Annotated in this window: 13 protein-coding genes; 5 read left to right on the top strand and 8 right to left on the bottom strand. The window is 54.2% G+C overall.

The annotated features are described in order from the left end of the window. The first annotated feature begins 211 nt into the window (after positions 1 to 211). On the top strand, positions 212 to 1042 hold the full coding sequence (locus ACL2XN_RS21690) for an N-acetylmuramoyl-L-alanine amidase-like domain-containing protein (RefSeq protein WP_413729434.1): 831 nt from the start codon (positions 212 to 214) through the stop codon (positions 1040 to 1042). Between the two features lie 317 nt (positions 1043 to 1359). On the opposite strand, the gene ACL2XN_RS21685 is transcribed toward ACL2XN_RS21690, so the two are convergent. Beyond that, positions 1360 to 2391: a LacI family DNA-binding transcriptional regulator gene (locus ACL2XN_RS21685; RefSeq protein WP_413729432.1), complete on the bottom strand. Its 1032-nt coding sequence runs from the start codon at positions 2389 to 2391 to the stop codon at positions 1360 to 1362. A 394-nt stretch (positions 2392 to 2785) separates the two neighbouring features. On the opposite strand from ACL2XN_RS21685, the gene ACL2XN_RS21680 reads away from it, so the two are divergent. The 4 genes from ACL2XN_RS21680 to ACL2XN_RS21665 all read left to right on the top strand — a co-directional run bounded on the left by ACL2XN_RS21680 (position 2786) and on the right by ACL2XN_RS21665 (position 8304). Next, entirely contained in the window at positions 2786 to 4216 is a 1431-nt protein-coding gene (locus ACL2XN_RS21680) for a 6-phospho-beta-glucosidase (RefSeq protein WP_413729430.1), read from the top strand. A 318-nt stretch (positions 4217 to 4534) separates the two neighbouring features. Further along, positions 4535 to 5989 carry a PTS cellobiose/arbutin/salicin transporter subunit IIBC gene (ascF, locus tag ACL2XN_RS21675; RefSeq protein WP_413729428.1) on the top strand — a complete coding sequence of 485 codons (1455 nt, stop codon included), beginning with the start codon at positions 4535 to 4537 and terminating at the stop codon, positions 5987 to 5989. A 195-nt stretch (positions 5990 to 6184) separates the two neighbouring features. Beyond that, positions 6185 to 7303, top strand: coding sequence for a porin OmpC (gene ompC, locus ACL2XN_RS21670; protein ID WP_410013527.1), 1119 nt, complete (start codon positions 6185 to 6187; stop codon positions 7301 to 7303). A 323-nt stretch (positions 7304 to 7626) separates the two neighbouring features. Further along, positions 7627 to 8304, top strand: a complete 678-nt coding sequence (locus ACL2XN_RS21665; RefSeq protein ID WP_410013526.1) for a helix-turn-helix domain-containing protein — start codon at positions 7627 to 7629, stop codon at positions 8302 to 8304. A 17-nt stretch (positions 8305 to 8321) separates the two neighbouring features. On the opposite strand, the gene ACL2XN_RS21660 is transcribed toward ACL2XN_RS21665, so the two are convergent. The 7 genes from ACL2XN_RS21660 to ACL2XN_RS21630 all read right to left on the bottom strand — a co-directional run bounded on the left by ACL2XN_RS21660 (position 8322) and on the right by ACL2XN_RS21630 (position 16511). Then, positions 8322 to 8933 carry a 2-dehydro-3-deoxyphosphogluconate aldolase gene (locus ACL2XN_RS21660; RefSeq protein WP_413729427.1) on the bottom strand — a complete coding sequence of 204 codons (612 nt, stop codon included), beginning with the start codon at positions 8931 to 8933 and terminating at the stop codon, positions 8322 to 8324. After that, positions 8923 to 9816 (bottom strand): 2-dehydro-3-deoxygalactonokinase, encoded by an 894-nt coding sequence (locus ACL2XN_RS21655; protein ID WP_413729425.1) that lies wholly within the window; start codon positions 9814 to 9816, stop codon positions 8923 to 8925. The genes ACL2XN_RS21660 and ACL2XN_RS21655 overlap by 11 nt, the downstream gene beginning before the upstream one ends. Then, positions 9813 to 10712, bottom strand: coding sequence for a dihydrodipicolinate synthase family protein (locus ACL2XN_RS21650; RefSeq protein WP_410013523.1), 900 nt, complete (start codon positions 10710 to 10712; stop codon positions 9813 to 9815). The genes ACL2XN_RS21655 and ACL2XN_RS21650 overlap by 4 nt, the downstream gene beginning before the upstream one ends. Further along, on the bottom strand, positions 10706 to 11866 hold the full coding sequence (locus tag ACL2XN_RS21645; RefSeq protein ID WP_410013522.1) for a mandelate racemase/muconate lactonizing enzyme family protein: 1161 nt from the start codon (positions 11864 to 11866) through the stop codon (positions 10706 to 10708). The genes ACL2XN_RS21650 and ACL2XN_RS21645 overlap by 7 nt, the downstream gene beginning before the upstream one ends. 20 nt (positions 11867 to 11886) lie before the next feature. Then, complete coding sequence (locus ACL2XN_RS21640; protein ID WP_410013521.1) at positions 11887 to 13209, bottom strand: MFS transporter; 1323 nt, start codon at positions 13207 to 13209, stop codon at positions 11887 to 11889. A 241-nt stretch (positions 13210 to 13450) separates the two neighbouring features. After that, a complete protein-coding gene (locus ACL2XN_RS21635) occupies positions 13451 to 14605 on the bottom strand; it encodes a porin (protein WP_413729423.1) in 1155 nt (384 codons plus the stop codon). Between the two features lie 235 nt (positions 14606 to 14840). Further along, entirely contained in the window at positions 14841 to 16511 is a 1671-nt protein-coding gene (locus tag ACL2XN_RS21630) for a methyl-accepting chemotaxis protein (protein WP_413721451.1), read from the bottom strand. Positions 16512 to 16759: the final 248 nt, after the last annotated feature.

Raw genomic sequence — 16759 nt, 5'->3', positions numbered from 1 at the left:
CCCGCGTCGGCTCTGCTTATCCAGCTCCTTTTTCTGCTACTGTGCGGCAGGAATTGAGCGTTAGCCTATTGTGCTCAGTACCCGGTATGGATCTGCCGCGCCCTGATTTAGCCCTGGCGGCCGCGATAAAACCGTGCTGCCGGCGTTTATTGAAATTTACCGCCAGGGTGGTAACCTTTTGCCTGGGAGCTCATGCCGGCGAGAGTGATTGATGAATATCGATAATGCTAACGATTATGCTCGTTTATCCCGCGATGAACGAACGGACGCCCGCGAGGATCAAAGCAGCGTATCCGCTGGCCCGGACGATGCCTTTGCCACCATGGCGACGGATGCCGTTACCTCGGAAAAAATCAACCGGCTTATCGATCGCATCGCGCTGCCCTGCCGCGATCTTAGCCTTGACCAGCGGCTGGAAAGGCTATCCGAACAGTTTTTAGCCACGCCCTATCAAGCCAATACCCTGGTGGGCTCATTAACCGAAAAAGAGCGGCTGGTGGCCGACTTTCGCGGCGTAGACTGCTTTACCCTGCTGGACTATGTCTGCGCGTTGGCCACATCCCGCAGTGAGCATGACTTTTTCCAGCGCCTGGCGGCAATACGCTACCAGGCGGGCAACATTGATTTTCTGGCCAGAAACCATTTTTTTAGCGACTGGTGCGCCAGGGAACCGGCCAATGCCGTGGATATTACCGCGACACTTAGCCCGCAGGCGATCGGCGTCACCAAATACCTCAACCGCAAGGGCGTTGATGAGGTGTATATTCCGGGGTTGGCTATCGTGGAGCGCAGGATCAGCTATATTCCCACGGAAAAAATCGACGCTGCCGTGCTGGCTGGGCTTTATTCCGGCGATCTGATCGGCATCTATGCACCCTCGCCGGGGCTGGACGTTTCGCACGTGGGCTTTTTGATCAAAAACGCCGACGGGGTTTATTTGCGTAACGCGTCATCGCTTAGCCACAATATGAAGGTGGTGGATTCCCCGTTGGCGGCCTATTTGCAAAACAAACCGGGCATCGTCGTACTGCGCCTCCACTGATATCGGACGAGGCCAAGGCCGTCTTTATTTGCCTGGCGGGTTTAAGCCCGTTATGGTGAATAAACCCGCCGGTCCAGGAGTCCAGCCGTCAGAGTCACGGTCATAACGGGTCGTCATCGTTACTCCCGCGCCTGGCGTCACCCGCTTAGGCGATCGCGTCTATAGCGAGTCGGGAAAAACCCTATCCATGGCCGCAAACCGGGATTTGTCCGTCAAAAGCCCCCGGCTGTTCATTGCCCATCGATTGAGTTGGAAACGACACCCTGGCCGGAGAGGCTATGGCCAGTCATTGTTTATACCGCCGGGATATTCTGTATTCAGATGGCGTTCTGCGCAGAAAATTGCGGACCATTAATGACAGAATCCCGCAGAATAAGATCTGAGGTAAATTGATTTTGCTCGGACAAATATCCGCCATCAAGCATCGAAATAATCTGATTAATCACTTCGTTGACCATATCGCTGACGGGATCTTTCACGCTGGATAACGCCGGAATCAGAAACGGCGCGATCGGGATATTATCAAAACCGATCACCGAGACATCGGCAGGCACAGCTATACCGGCGTCGTTGAGTTTTTTCATGGCACCAATCGCCATTTCGTCGTTACTGGCAAGAATGGCGCTGAACGGCTGATTCCCGGCGAGAAGAGTATCAACCGCGGCCGCGCCGCTGGCCGACGACCATTTACCCTTTACGATCAGCGCTTCCTGCACCGGTAAAGCACAGGCGGTCAATGCCTCTTTATAACCGGAAAAGCGTTCAATGGCCGTGGGGGAATCCATAGAACCGGTAATAAATGCAATGTCATGGTGACCACGTTCAATGAGCGCTTTGGTGGCGTTAAAGCTCGATCCTTTATGATCACAATAAATACAGTGGCTCAGATGCTTCCTCAATTTTCGATTCACCACCATTACCGGTATTTTATATTTATCGATGATAGCGTCCATTTTGTCGATGGATAAAAAACGCGGATAAATAATGATGCCATCGCAACCTAAATCATGTAGAAATTCTATGGCCTCCAGCTCCTCGGCGACGCTGTTTTTCCCATCCACCAGAATCAGCTTGCGTCCATTCGCATCCAGTTTTTTGGCCGCCTGAGAAATGAGCTCACTAAAGTAATTACCGTTATACAACGTATTGGTGACCACCAGCCCGATACACTTGGATTTGCTGGTCGCCAGATTACGCGCCAGCAAGTTCGGACGATATCCCGTGTCTTCGATGGCCTTGAACACCTGATCCTTCGTTTCCTGGCTGACATAGCCTTTCCCCGAAAGAACGCGTGAAACCGTGGCTTTTGAGACGCCGGCTCTGGACGCCACTTCCTGCATTGTCGACATCAGGCATACCTAAACGGAAAATGATACGCCATTCTACACATTTTGTGAGTTTTCCGGAGATTTCGACCGGCAATGTCTCCCCATAGGGATCGGCATCACAAAATTGAAGCAGAGTTAAAATTAACTATTGAATTTTAAAATAGATAAACTCACTATTGTGTGAAACCGGTTACTTATCGTTTCGGCAAGAAAGTAAAAAGATGACGATAACGCAGGCTCATAGGCAACGAAAAACTTATAATTACATGAAAAATAGAGACTTATTTTTGATGCCTGCCTATTTTACAGCACTATCGCCGTCCATTGCCGACGCCATGGACATACCCATCGCCCGCGCCGTTTTGCAACGTGCTGTAAATATTGATTAAAGAAATTGAAAAAAGAGGATTGTTAGATGAGTGCATCATTATTTCCCGACGGTTTCTTATGGGGCGGCGCGATTGCCGCCAACCAGGCCGAAGGCGGGTGTTTTGAAGGTGGAAAGGGTCTGGCGACAATCGATATGATCCCGCACGGCGAACATCGTTTGGCGGTTAAACTCGGTCAGGAAAAGCGTTTCACGCTGCAAGACGATGAGTTCTACCCGAACCATCAGGCAATTGATTTTTATCATCGTTATAAAGAAGACATCGCGCTGATGGCGGAAATGGGTTTCACCGTGTTCAGAACCTCCATCGCCTGGAGCCGTCTTTATCCGAACGGTGACGAACCGACGCCGAACGCCGAAGGTATCGCGTTCTATCGCGACGTATTTGCCGAATGTAAAAAAAACGGCATCGAACCTTTGGTGACGCTGAGCCACTTCGATGTGCCCATGAATCTGGTGATTGAATACGGTTCTTGGCGCAACCGCAAAATGGTCGATTTTTTCACCCGCTATGCACGAACCTGTTTTGAGGCCTTTGACGGTCTGGTGAAATACTGGCTGACTTTCAACGAGATCAATATCCTGCTGCACAGCCCATTCTCCGGTGCCGGTTTGGTATTCGAAGCGGGTGAAAATCAGGAGCAGGTAAAATATCAGGCGGTGCATCACGAACTGATAGCCAGCGCGCTGGCGACAAAAATTGCCCACGAAGTCAACCCGGAGAACCAGGTCGGCTGCATGCTGGCGGGCGGTAATTTCTACCCGAGAACCTGCAAACCGGCAGATGTCTGGGCGGCACTGCAAAAAGACCGCGAAAATCTGTTCTTTATCGACGTGCAGGCGCGCGGTGCTTATCCGTCCTACACCAAACGCATTTTTGCCGAGAAGGGCATTACCCTCGACAAAGCGCTGGGGGATGACGAGATCCTGAAAAATACCGTCGATTTCGTCTCCTTTAGTTATTACGCTTCACGCTGCGCCTCGGCGGACATGAGCGAGAATAACAGCAGTGCGGTCAATGTCGTCAACTCGCTGAGAAATCCGCATCTTGACGTCAGCGAATGGGGCTGGGGCATCGACCCGTTGGGCCTGCGTATCACGATGAATATGATGTATGACCGCTACCAGAAACCGTTATTCCTGGTGGAAAACGGCCTCGGCGCAAAAGACGAAATTAACGCACAGGGTGAAATCGTTGACGATTACCGCATCAACTACCTGCGTGAGCACATCAAAGCGATGGGCGAAGCCATCGCCGACGGAATCCCGGTGATCGGCTACACCTCGTGGGGCTGCATCGATCTGGTTTCCGCCTCCACCGGTGAAATGAGCAAACGCTACGGTTTCGTCTATGTCGATCGCGACGACCATGGCAACGGTACCCTGGCAAGAAAGAGAAAAAAATCATTTTACTGGTATAAAAAGGTTATTGCGAGCAAGGGGGCAGATTTGGATTGACCGCCAATATAAACCTTAAACCCACATCAGGTCTGGGTAAGTAACATTATATTCATTCGAAGCGGTGAATGTTGACTTTAGCCCGCCCTCATGAATAGAAAAATAATAGGTTGCACAACTATCATAGCGACCAAGAAATACGTGGGCGGCTGCCTGATGGGTTATTACAACCCCATGAAGCCACACCGCGATATCATGGGTATGCACCGGTATCAGCTGTAAATATGGCTGATTTACTGTCCGGATATTGTGGCCCGCAAGCCGACCAGGTTCAGTAATCTGTATAGAACCGGGTACCTACTTAAGAGGACTTTATTTATGTCTAAAAATTATGCGGCATCAGCACAAGCGATAGTCGATGCCCTCGGCGGGGCAAATAACATTACCGCCGTCACCCACTGTATGACGCGCTTACGTTTTGTTATTAATGATGATTCAGCGCTGGATACAGAAAAACTGAAATCCATCAGCGGCGTGCTGGGGGTAGTAAGAAACAACAACCAGTGCCAGGTGATCATCGGCAATACGGTTTCGCAGGCTTATGCCGAAGTTATTAAGCTGTTGCCGGAAAATGCCGTTGCGCAACGCCCCTTACCGGGGAAAAATAAAATTACCCTAAGACGCATCGGTGCGGGCATTCTGGATGCATTGATCGGCACCATGTCACCGCTGATTCCGGCCATTATCGGCGGTTCTATGGTGAAATTACTCGCTATGGTTTTCACTATGACCGGAGCACTTTCCAGCACCTCGGCGACACTCATTATTCTTAATGCGATTGGCGACGGCGCCTTCTTTTTCCTGCCGGTGATGGTTGCGGCATCCGCAGCGGTAAAATTTAAAACGAATATGTCGCTGGCGATTGCGATTGCCGGTGTATTGGTCCATCCCGGCTTTATTGATCTCATGGCAAAAGCCGCACAAGGCCAGCACGTCGAATTTATGGGAATTTCCGTCACGGCGGTAAAATATTCCTACACGGTGGTCCCGGCGCTGGTGATGACCTGGCTGCTTTCCTATATTGAACGCTGGGTTGATAAAATCACCCCGGCGGTGACCAAAAACTTCCTCAAACCGATGTTGATCGTATTGATCGCAGCCCCGATCGCCATCGTATTGATTGGCCCGTTAGGGATCTGGATCGGTACCGCCATTTCCGCCCTGGTCTACACCATTCATAGCTATCTTGGCTGGTTGTCCGTGGCGATTATGGGCGGGATTTGGCCACTGCTGGTCATGACCGGTATGCATCGGGTGTTCACGCCGACCATTATCCAGACTATTGCTACAACCGGGACCGAAGGCATGGTTATGCCGTCGGAAATCGGCGCAAACCTGTCGCTCGGCGGCTCATCTTTGGCGGTGGCATGGCGAACTAAAAACTCCGAGCTACGTCAGACAGCCCTTGCCGCAGCGGCTTCCGCGATTGTGGCCGGAATTTCGGAACCGGCACTGTATGGCGTGGCAATACGTCTGAAACGCCCGCTTATCGCGTCGATAATCAGTGGTTTTGTGTGCGGCGGCGTAGCGGGCGCGGCAGGATTGGCGAGCCATTCCATGGCGGCGCCGGGGCTTTTCACCAGCGTTCAGTTCTTTGATCCCGCCCATCCGATGTCTATCGTCTGGGTTTTCGGGGTGATGGCGCTCGCCGTGGTGCTCTCTTTTATATTGACGCTGTTGCTGGGCTTTGAGGATGTACCGGTTTCCGGCAACGAAAGCCAAAAAATTCAGCCTGCACCCGCTGTATTGGCGCATGAGATGAAAACAGAATGATGTACTGAAACGCTGTACCATCACGGCCATACTATAGCAATTATAAGATAACGATCTTTACAGGAATATATCCTGGCCGTCGACACGTTCATTGCCATGCCATTTTTATATTAATGACATTATTACGCTGTTATTAAAAAGTAACGTTACCCTTACTATATTACACACACTTAACTTTGATAAAGGTCGTTTATAATGAAACCTTACCTACTGACACTTTTGATTCCTGCATTATTAGTTTCAACCACCTCCGGAGCGGCGGAAATATATAATAAAGAAGGCAATAAATTAGATTTATATGGTTTTTTTAATGGCATGCATTATTTATCAGATGATAAAAGTGCTGACGGCGATAAAACGTATATGCGTTTTGGTTTTAAGGGTTTGACCCAAATCTCTGATCAGCTGGCTGGATTCGGCCGCTGGGAATATCAAATTCAGGGCAACCAAACCGAGAGCCAAAACACCGCATTTACGCGTTATGCCTATGCCGGTTTAAAATTTGCCGGGTCTAACTCTTTCGATTATGGCCGTAACACCGGTGTTTTATATGATGCCGCATCCTATACCGATATGCAGCCGGAATTCGATGCTTCCACCTATGGCTCTGACCAGTTTTTGTTCAAACGTGGCAACGGTATCGCCACTTACCGCAACACCGATTTCTTCGGTTTGGTTGAAGGCCTGAAAGTGGCGTTGCAGTATCAAGGTAAAAACGATAGTGGGGCCAGCGAGCCGGGTACCCGTAACGTATTGTCGCAAAATGGCGATGGTTACGGCTCCTCTTTGAGTTACGATTTTAAGTCCGGTATCAGCGTCGCCGGTGCCTTTTTTAGCTCGAATCTTACCGATGAGCAAAATTCCGCGCCAGGCATCATGGGCGGGGGCGGAAAAGCTGAGGGCTATACCGGGGCGATTAAATATAATGCCGACAGCCTTTATCTGGCGGCCATGTATACGCAAGCCTACAATGCGGCGAAATTCGGATCGCCGAGTGGTACCGCCTACGGTTTAGCCAATAAATCACAGGCCGTGGAACTCTATGCGGGCTACACCCTGCTTTCAGGTCTGATTCCCTTCGTCGCTTATAACCAAACACGCGGCAGCAATTTAGGCACTGACCGTAAGGGCAACAACTACGATGCCCAGGACCTGGTCAAATTTGTTGATTTTGGTTTCACCTACAACTTCAACAAAAATATGGTGACCTATGTTGACTATAAGGTTAACTTGCTGGATGACAACACCTTCACCGAAAATGCCGGTATCGTCACGGATAATGTATTAGCCGTAAGCATGAAGTACCAGTTCTGAGGGTATAGATAATCAGTCGGTTTTCCGTTTCGTTAAACCGACACGCCTATGCCTCATTTTGTGTTATTGCCTGTTTTTGATGTCCTAATCCGCATAGCAAAAACAGGCATCCCTAACCGTAACGGTTACTCCCCCCAACCTGATTTACCGATGATAAAATCGCATCAGAGACATCGCTTACTCTTGACGGCGCCTGCGCGCCCAGGATTCCCGCGCCGGGATTCCGACCACGCCGGATCCAGGTTATAATAGTGACCACCAAGCTGGATGCCGCTGCCCACGGTATTCCCGAACCCCATGGGCATCCCCCGACAGGGAGTAAGATGCTACTACATTCGGTTTATGATGCGTTTCGCTGTATGAACCTGCTGGCCACCCTGAGCGAGCCCACGGGTATTCGTGAGATTGGCCGCCAGTTATCGCTGGATTCGGCAAAAGTGACCCGCATTATGCAAACGCTCCTGGCACTGGAGATGGTGCATCGCAATGAAAAGCGCAAGTACTCGCTCGGCCTTGGCGTACACCGTTTTTCCGCCCATGCCATTCATAATTCCGCCTTTTACAAAGCCGTGCTTGAGATACTCGAGGAAGTGGGCAATAAGCCGGTTTCCATTGTCATCGGCGTGCTAAGCGGCAGGGATGTCGTCTATTTGATTCATACCCGGCAGGGGAAAAGCGTGGCCCGGGCGATAGGGAATTATGATTCGGTCCCGGTGACCGAGTCGATTATCGGCATTAAACTGCTGGCCGCGCGCAGCGATGAGGAAATCGTCAGCCTGATTGGCATCCATGACTTTCATTTGATAAAAGAAGATATCGACGGCGCCCGGCGCCATCAGGTGCTGGTGAAGCGCTATCCGCCGCAGGAGTACCGTATGGCCTGCACCATTCCGGGCATGCAGGCGGCGATAGCGCTGTCAAACCTGAGCGGCGAACGGCTGGAACTGGAAACCCTGAAAAAGTTTCTGGTGTCGGCGGCGCAGAAAATCAGCGGCGGATAAGCGCCGCCGGGCCGGCATTACAGGGCGGGGCCGGCCGGACTTCGCCCCATCAGCGCCACGGCGCGCCGGCGGGTAAGGGACGGCGGCTGTCCAGGCCGGTACAGCGCCGAACCGATCCCCACGCTATCGTAATACCGCAGATAGTCCGCCATATTGTCCGCATCAATGCCGCCCACCGCGCAAAAGGGAGTGGCATGGCAAAACGGCCCCTTGATAAGCTGGGGCCAATTTGCCGGCAGCGCCGCCGCCGGAAAGATTTTCAGCGCGCTGGCGCCAAGCGCGCTGGCGGCGAAAAGCTCGGTACTGGTGTACACGCCGATACAGGTTTCCAGCCCCTGGGCCTGACAGGCGCGGACGACGTTTTCGTCAAGGTTGGGCGTGAGGACATAATCAGCGCCGGCCTGCGCGCAGGTCGCCACCTGCGCGGTGGTGATGATGGTGCCCGCGCCGAGATTCACCTGTCGCCCGAAGTGGCGTTTGATAGCCTGGATACTTTGCGCCCAGTCCGGCGAATTGGCGGGAATTTCCACATCGCTGATACCGCTGTCCACCAGGCCGGTGACCTGCGCAATAACGTCGGCCGGGGTTATGCCCCGCAGGATGGCGATGACATTGCCATTAAACAGCATCGTCGAATACCTCATTCAATCCGGTGATAATCGCCTCTTCCGCCGCGAGAGTGGTACAGGGAAGATGAAGTAAATGACATGCCCGCTGATAGCGTTCAAGCAGGATGGCGGAGCCGATGAAGCACACGCTTTCGTGCCGCGCATGGCCGGTCAAGACTTCATGGCCCACCAGCAGGCCGGATAGCCAGGCCGCGGCAAAGGCGGCCTCGAATTCGCCAAGGATATAACGCCCCCGGCAGCGGAACAGTTCGCTGAGCAGGGTGCTGTCGCCCCGGTCAATGGCCTCGGCGGTTTCCACCCCCTGCCGGAAAATGTCCTCGGAAAAATCCTGCTCGCCAAGCCCCTTGCCGACCACCGAATGATTCAGCACCAGGTGGTACAGTTCGCCGGTCATCAGCGTGCGCAGGCCGACGATTTTTTGCTGCCGGCGATCAACGGTTATCCATTTGCTGTGGGTGCCCACGGCGGCGAATATCCGCGCGTCGCTGATGCTTAAGGCTCCTGCCAGCTGTATCTCCTCGCCGCGGCAGATTTCGTGCTCCTCGCGGCTGCAGATGCCCGGGCGCACGGTGACGGGATTGGGCAATACGTTTTCCAGCGGCAATCCGCGGGCGGTCAAATCATGAAAGCTGACCGGAAGCGCCAGGTAACCGGCATCCACTATGCCGATATTGCTGCCGATCATGCCGCACAGGATAACCGGCACGTGTTCGTCGTACTCATCGCCCAGCCGCAATAGCTCCTCGCGCAACACTGCGCCCAGCTGCACGCGCCGGCAGCGGGCGACGCCTTTTTCAGACTGCACGGCGCGCACCACCCTGCCCTGTTTGACGCGCATGGCGCGAAAATTACTGGTCCCCCAGTCGACGGCAATGTAGTTCATTGCGCCCGTGCCAAAATCGCCAGCGGCAGATGGTCGGTTATCTCCTGCAGCTCCAGACGCGTCGTCTCGTCGAGCCCCTTTGCCGGATCGCGCACCGCGGCGGTGGCGAACAGTCCTGAGCGGTGCAATATCTCTTTATGCACCGCCACACCCAATCCTGGCTGCACGCCATAGCGCAGGAAGGGCAAATAACGGTAAAACAGCGCCCGCGCCGCCTCCTTGTCATGTTGTTCCCAGGCCTGCAAAATCGCATTTATCACCTCGGGAAATTCACAGGCGGGCATGGTGCCGACAATGCCCCGCGCGAGTTCCTCGTATAAGAAACCGGCGTTGAGCCCGCCGAAAAGCCCGACCCTGTCACCCAGCGCGGCCTTAAGCTGGCTGATTTTCAGCGTGGTGGGCGGCTGTTCTACCTTGATGTAGCGAATCTGCGGGAAATCCTCACACAGCCTTATCAGCGTGGGAACCGGAAAGCTGACGCCGGTCATTTGCGGCGCGTCCTGAATCATGATCTCGATATCGCTCTGTCGGCAGATGTCGCGGTAGAACCGGTAGATCTCGTCCGGGCCGGGTTTTACCACCGACGGCGGATTGATCATCGCCACCTCCGCGCCCCAGCGCTCAACGCGTTTAATCTCCTCTATCGCCACCGGCGCCGCCGCGCCGCCGGTGGCAACCACCAACGGCAGGTCTCCGGTCAGGGCCTTTACGCTCTTAAAAATCGCGTCTTTTTCCTGCCCCGTCAGCGCATAGCCTTCCGAGGCATTGCCAAACAGCGCCAAACCGTCGATACCCTGCTCAAGCAAAAAGCGCACAAGTTTAACAATGGCGGGGAGATCGACCTCCCCCTGGTTATCAAAAGCGGTTGCCAGTATCGGAACATTACCTTTTAACATGCGTCACTCCAGTGATTTTCACGTACTTTGTCTTCATTGATGTCAATACCCAGGCCAGGCCCCGCGGGCAGCGCATAGTGGCCGTCCCGGCAAACCAGGGGCTGGCGCAGCAGGCTGTTGGCCAGGTCAAACACCGGCGGCTGGAACTCAAGCATAAAAAAGTTGGGCAGCGCGGCGGCCACGTGGATGGAGGCGGCGATACAAGGACCCAGGCCGACGCTCAGATGCGGCGCCACCAGCAGGTTCCAGGTTTCGGCAAGGGCGGCGATATGCATCAGTTCGGTAATGCCGGTACGCCCCACATCCGGTTGCAGAATGTCGACGGCGCGCTGCTCGATATAAGGACGGAACTGATAGCGGGTACGCTCTGTTTCGCCAAGGGCCACCGGCACCGCGCTTTTCCGGCGTAATTCCCGATGACCCGCGACATCCTCGGGCAGCAGCGGCGCTTCAAGAAAACCGACGTCACAGGCTTTAAGGCCTTCCGCCAGCCTTACCGCCTCGTGAACGCTGTAGTTCCAGTGCGCGTCGATAAAGAGGGTTGCCTGCGGCCCGAGCGCTTGCCGGATGGCGCGGACATTTTCCAGGTCCTCGTCGACGCCATAGCCCAGCGCCAGCTTGACGGCATTGAAATTTTTCTCCTGCCATTGCCGGGCCAGCTCGCAGCGGGCTTCGACGGTCGGGCGCGGCAGACCGGAAACATAGCAGGGAACCTGCGCGCGAAAGCTGCCCCCAAGCAGCTGGTGGAGCGGCAGCCCCAGAATATGCCCTTTGAGATCCCACAGCGCGATATCCACCGCCGCCAGCGCATCAATATGGTAGCCGGCGGTATGGCCGCGATCGCGCATTGAGTTGTACATCTGCGCGTTGAGGACATTGCTGCTAAACGGACTGGCTCCCAGCAGCAGCGGTTTAAACAGGTGCGTAATCAACTGCGCGACCACCTGCGGCACCACCGGGGCCAGCGCTTCGCCCCACCCCACATGGCCATCATCACAGGTTATTTTCACCAGGCAGGTTTCCATTTTGCGTGAATAGACGCAGCGGTATTCAGGGCGATAGTAGTAATCCCCGCCGCCATCCGGATCTCCGCCGAGATAAATCTGCTGCGGTTTGATTTTTAACGGGAAACACTGTACGTCGACGATCTTCATATCCACTCCGGTTTTGCGGGTTAATCCAGTTTTTTGCCTGCGGTCTCTTTGGCGAGGCACACGGCGACAAAAGAGATAAGCGCGGTCAGCATGACGTAAAAAGCGGGCGACAACGGATTGCCGGTGGCGGAGATAAGCCCCGCCGAGACCAGCGGCGTTACGCCGCCAAAGACCGCCACCGTCATGTTGTAGGCGATGGCGATGCCGCCGTAACGCAGCGCGGTGGGGAAAAGCTCCGCCATTGCCGCGCCGCAGCCGCCGTTAAATAAGGCGACCAGCATGCCGAGCAGGCTCATGGCGACGATGGAGACGGCCACCGAACCTTGCTCCATGACCATCATCGCCGGGTAGGTCAGCAGAATAAAACCGCCGCAGCCGATAAGCATCAGCGGCCGGCGTCCCCACCGATCGGAGAGATACCCCGCCAGCGGCATGACGATGGCGACGCTGAACAGACCGAGCATGGTGATCAGATAGGAATCGGTATGGGAATAATGCAAATAGGTGGAGAGATAGCTGGGCATAAAAGATTGCAATACCCAACTGCTCACCGCCTTCACCACGACAAAACCGACGCAAAACAGCAAGGCGCGGGTGGAGGTGGTAAGCGTGGTACGCAGCGGGGAGTGTTCCAGTTTTCCCGATTTTTGCAGCATATGGAATTCGGCGGAGTCTTCCATATTGCGGCGCATATAGAGACCGCCAAGCCCCAGCGGCGCGGCCAGGAGGAAAGGAATGCGCCAGCCCCAGTCGTTCATCGCCGGCTCCCCCAACTGGTGGGTCAGGAACAGCACCAGCCCGGAACCGCAGACAAACGCCATAAAACTGAAATTTTCACTCCAGCAGGTCAGGCTGGCCCGGCGATGAGGCTGCGCGCTTTCCGCCAGATAGGTGATAACGCCGGAACTCTCGCCGCCCGCGGCGAATCCCTGCACCAGGCGGGTCAAGACCAGCAGCACCGGCGCGAGTATGCCGACGTGCGCATAGGTGGGAAGAATGCCCATCACAAAGGTGGAACAGGACGTGATGACAATCACCGTCACCAGGACTTTCCGCCGCCCCAGCCGGTCGCCCATCGAGCCGAAGAAAAAGCCGCCCAGCGGACGCATTAAAAAACCGGAACCGAACACCGCGAAGGATTTCAGCAGCGCCACCGTCGGGTCATTGCTGGCAAAGAAGTTGCTGCCGATGATGGCCGCGAGCGTGCCGTAAAGGCCAAAGTCGAACCACTCGATAAAGTGGCCGACGCCCGCCGACATCATGATTTTAAACGTCCGTTGTCTTTTTGTTTTTGATGTCTCGGCCGGATAGTCCTCTGTCCGGTGAGTGATGGAATTGCTCATTTTATCTCCTGAACGAAACGTCATATGCCTGGCGGTACATCGGGACACCGGCAGGCCTGGGCAGCTGTTTTATCCGCATAACCCGCAGTGTAGGCGGCGGCGGGCGACAAGCCACTACGCGTGGGCGTTGCGTGAGAGCAGTCATAAAACCCATGCGGAAATTGCTTCATATGGTGAAGCATTTGCCAAAACAGCCCTGGATTGCGTTGGTACTCATCTCGATTGAATAAGGGGGGTGTTATCAGAACCGATACCAGAGGCGGACCCAGTTTTCATCCGGCTGGTTATCCGTGGTATTGCTGAAGGTGCGTTCATAATCAATTTGGAAGCCATGGGGCAGTTCCGCGGCAATCCCCAGGTAGGTGTGGTTCGTCTGGTAATGCTCCCAGCGCATCCCATCGCCGGCGATATAAGGCTTGACGGCGGTAATGGCCCGGGCGGCCACCGGCCACCGATACGACGCCATATATTCCCACCCCCGCGCCTGCCCTTCAAAATAGGCCGTCGGCACCCTGGCGGTACGCCGCGGAATAAAATCATGGTAATACCCGGCCGTTGCCGCCAAAGTCCAGTTATCCGGTTTCCATTGCGCCGCGATACCGGTTATCTGTTGATTATAACCCGCTGTATCCGCGCCATCCCCCCTCGGGGCGCGGCTGATGATATAAGCCCGGGTATAACTGTAGGCGGCGCTGAGCGTCAAATCCTTGGCGATATGGTAATCCATGCCGCCGGCGCCGCCGGTTTGGCGCTGGTAACGGACATTGTCGCTTCTGATATAATAATCATTCACCGGCGCGTCCCAACTGGCGCTCAGGGTTACCGGTCCCGCGTCCTGGACATATTTGAGCAAATATTTACCGCGGTAGGAACCATCATAATTGCCGTTGACGCCATTGTTCGACCCTTGACCGTGCATATCATTATCCCATACGTCGGTTTTGGCGCCGATAACACTGTATAAGACACTGTTCTGCTGTCCGAAGGTCAAGGTTCCATAGGTCTTACTGGCGATACCAACATAATGTTTACGGGTGAAGGTGGTATCTTTATTATGATCAAAATGGCTGCCGGTCCCGAGCTCATTAAAGATATCGATACCGACTTCGTAATACCATAATAGATTAATATGATCATTGAGATAATAATTTAAAGAAGTATGAACAAAGCTGCCGCTGTCATATCCCCGCTGCATATAGGTGTGATCATCGGCCGAGCCCATTTTATTACGATATTGCGGCCGGATAAGGCCGCCGAATTGCCATTCCACCCCGTTAAGCATAGGCAGATTATTATTTCGGTTAAGCAGCATGATATCCGCCCTGGCCAAATCAGGCAAGGCAAGCAGACTCAACAATACTGCGCTGAAGAACACAGTCGGTTTTTGTAGGGCCATTATTTTATTATTCCTCTGGAAATTGCGGCATTATTCCCGGCAAAAGCTCGGGTATCCGGCAGTGTATGCCGGCGCGGACGGGAAGCTATCGCCCATGCGCGTTGCGTGAGAGGAGTCATAAATTCATTGGCGATATTGCTTCATATAGTGAAGCAATTAACCTGCGTAGAGGAGAAAGGGATGCGCGCCGACGATTCCCGCCCCCAACGTGCGGGCGGAAATATGCGGCGGGGGACTAAAACGTTTCCCAGTTATTGTTGGCCTTGCCGGGCCTGGCCGCCGCTTGTGCTGGGGTAAGAGTGGCCCGGCTAGCAACCCGGTTGATCTTATCGCCGCCATTGCGCGCGTCCGCAGCCTGCGGCAGATGAAATACCGCGACCGTTTCCGTCAGCATCCGGGCCTGTTCTTCCAGCGATGCCGCCGCCGCGGCCGATTCCTGGACCAGCGCCGCGTTTTGCTGAGTTACGCCGTCCATTTCCGCCACCGCATTGCCCACCTGGCTGATGCCGCGGCTTTGTTCTTCCGACGCCGAAGAAATTTCGCCCATCAAGTCGGTTACCCGGGTCACCGCCTGCACAATGTTATGCATGGTTTCACCCGCGCGGGACGCTTGCCTGGAGCCGGTATCCACCCGCTCAACCGACTCCGCGATCAACCCTTCTATTTCCTTCGCTGCCTGGGCGCTGCGCTGGGCCAGGCTGCGCACCTCCCCCGCCACCACGGCAAAACCACGGCCCTGTTCGCCGGCCCTGGCCGCTTCCACCGCCGCATTCAACGCCAGGATATTGGTTTGGAAAGCAATGCCGTTAATCACCCCGGTGATATCGGCGATCTTTTTCGAGCTGGTGGTGATGCTTATCATGGTTGACACCACGTCATCGACTATTGCGCCGCCCTGTCTGGCGGTATCTGCGGCATCTTGCACCATCTTATTGGCCTGCATGACATTTTCGGTATTTTGCTTCACCGTGGCGCTTAACTGCTCCATGCTGGCCGCCGTTTCTTCCAGCGCCGACGCCTGCTGTTCGGTGCGCGATGAGAGATCGGTGTTGCCCAGGCTGATTTCACCCGCGCCCTGGTAAATGGAGGCCGACCCATCGCGGATAGCGGTGACGGTACGAATCAGGTTGCGCTGCATTTCCTGTAGATCAGGAATCAGCGAGCCAACGTCGTTACGGCCAACATCGACGATGGCATCATCCAAGTGTCCTTCTGATAGCGTATGCAACTGCGCCTTAATACGGCCCAGGGGTTTAATCATATAATTGACGAGATAACGATCGGTGAGGAGCAGTATGACTACGCCGGCGATAATTGCCGCAATGAGTATGGTCTTACACCTGTCAACCATCACTACCATTTGCCGCGCGCTTTGGTCCGACATGGCCGCGGACTTGTATGTTTCCGCCGCCTGCCCAAAGGCGAGGCTGAGCGGGGGATACTGCATCCTGAAAACCTGACGAAATTGTTCAATATCCTTGTTCTGCACCGCGCGGTATAACGGCTCCAGTCCCTGGGAAACCATACGCGACCACGTCGCGATCATGTTTTCGGTCACTGCGGCGTCTATGGAGGGATGAGGGCGCAATTTGAATTCAGCCAGCGCATCCGCTGAGTTTTTCATCGCCACCGCGGCGGAGGCCAATACCTTATCGGCATCGGCCGTTTCTCCCGTCTGGCTATAATCCATAGTACGCGCCAACCGGGTAACGGTGCGGAAATATTGGTCGTTACCACGGGTAATGATATCAATATCTTTTTTCTGATCTTCACTGACGGTCAAAAGATGAGTGACCTGGCCCAATGACGATAGGGTAAATGCCGCAACACCGCCCCAGAGAAGCAAAAAAAATCCAAGCGTGATGATTAATATCACTCTGATACTGCTGTTTTTAAAAAAATTCATAAAACTGCTCCTATTCATCATTTCTATGCTGACATCCGGGCATAGGCGTTATAAGCCAATCAGTTGTAAATAAAATATTACCCACGCCTTATCAATTGGCTGATCTGAGCTTTTATAGGTATCGGTTTATGTGGGCGAAACTTTATAGCAAGGGGGGGGGAAATCAGCTCAAAAACAGAGAGTTAGAATGTGAATGGTTCGTATGAATGCCTACGTCGGTCATTAAAAGCCAAGCCGCTTAAGCCTAC

The organism is Sodalis sp. RH22, assembly GCF_047324165.1.
Taxonomy (GTDB): Bacteria; Pseudomonadota; Gammaproteobacteria; order Enterobacterales; family Enterobacteriaceae; genus Acerihabitans.
The sequence above is the reverse complement of the archived record's forward strand: the minus strand, read 5'-3'. Positions and strand labels throughout refer to the sequence as shown.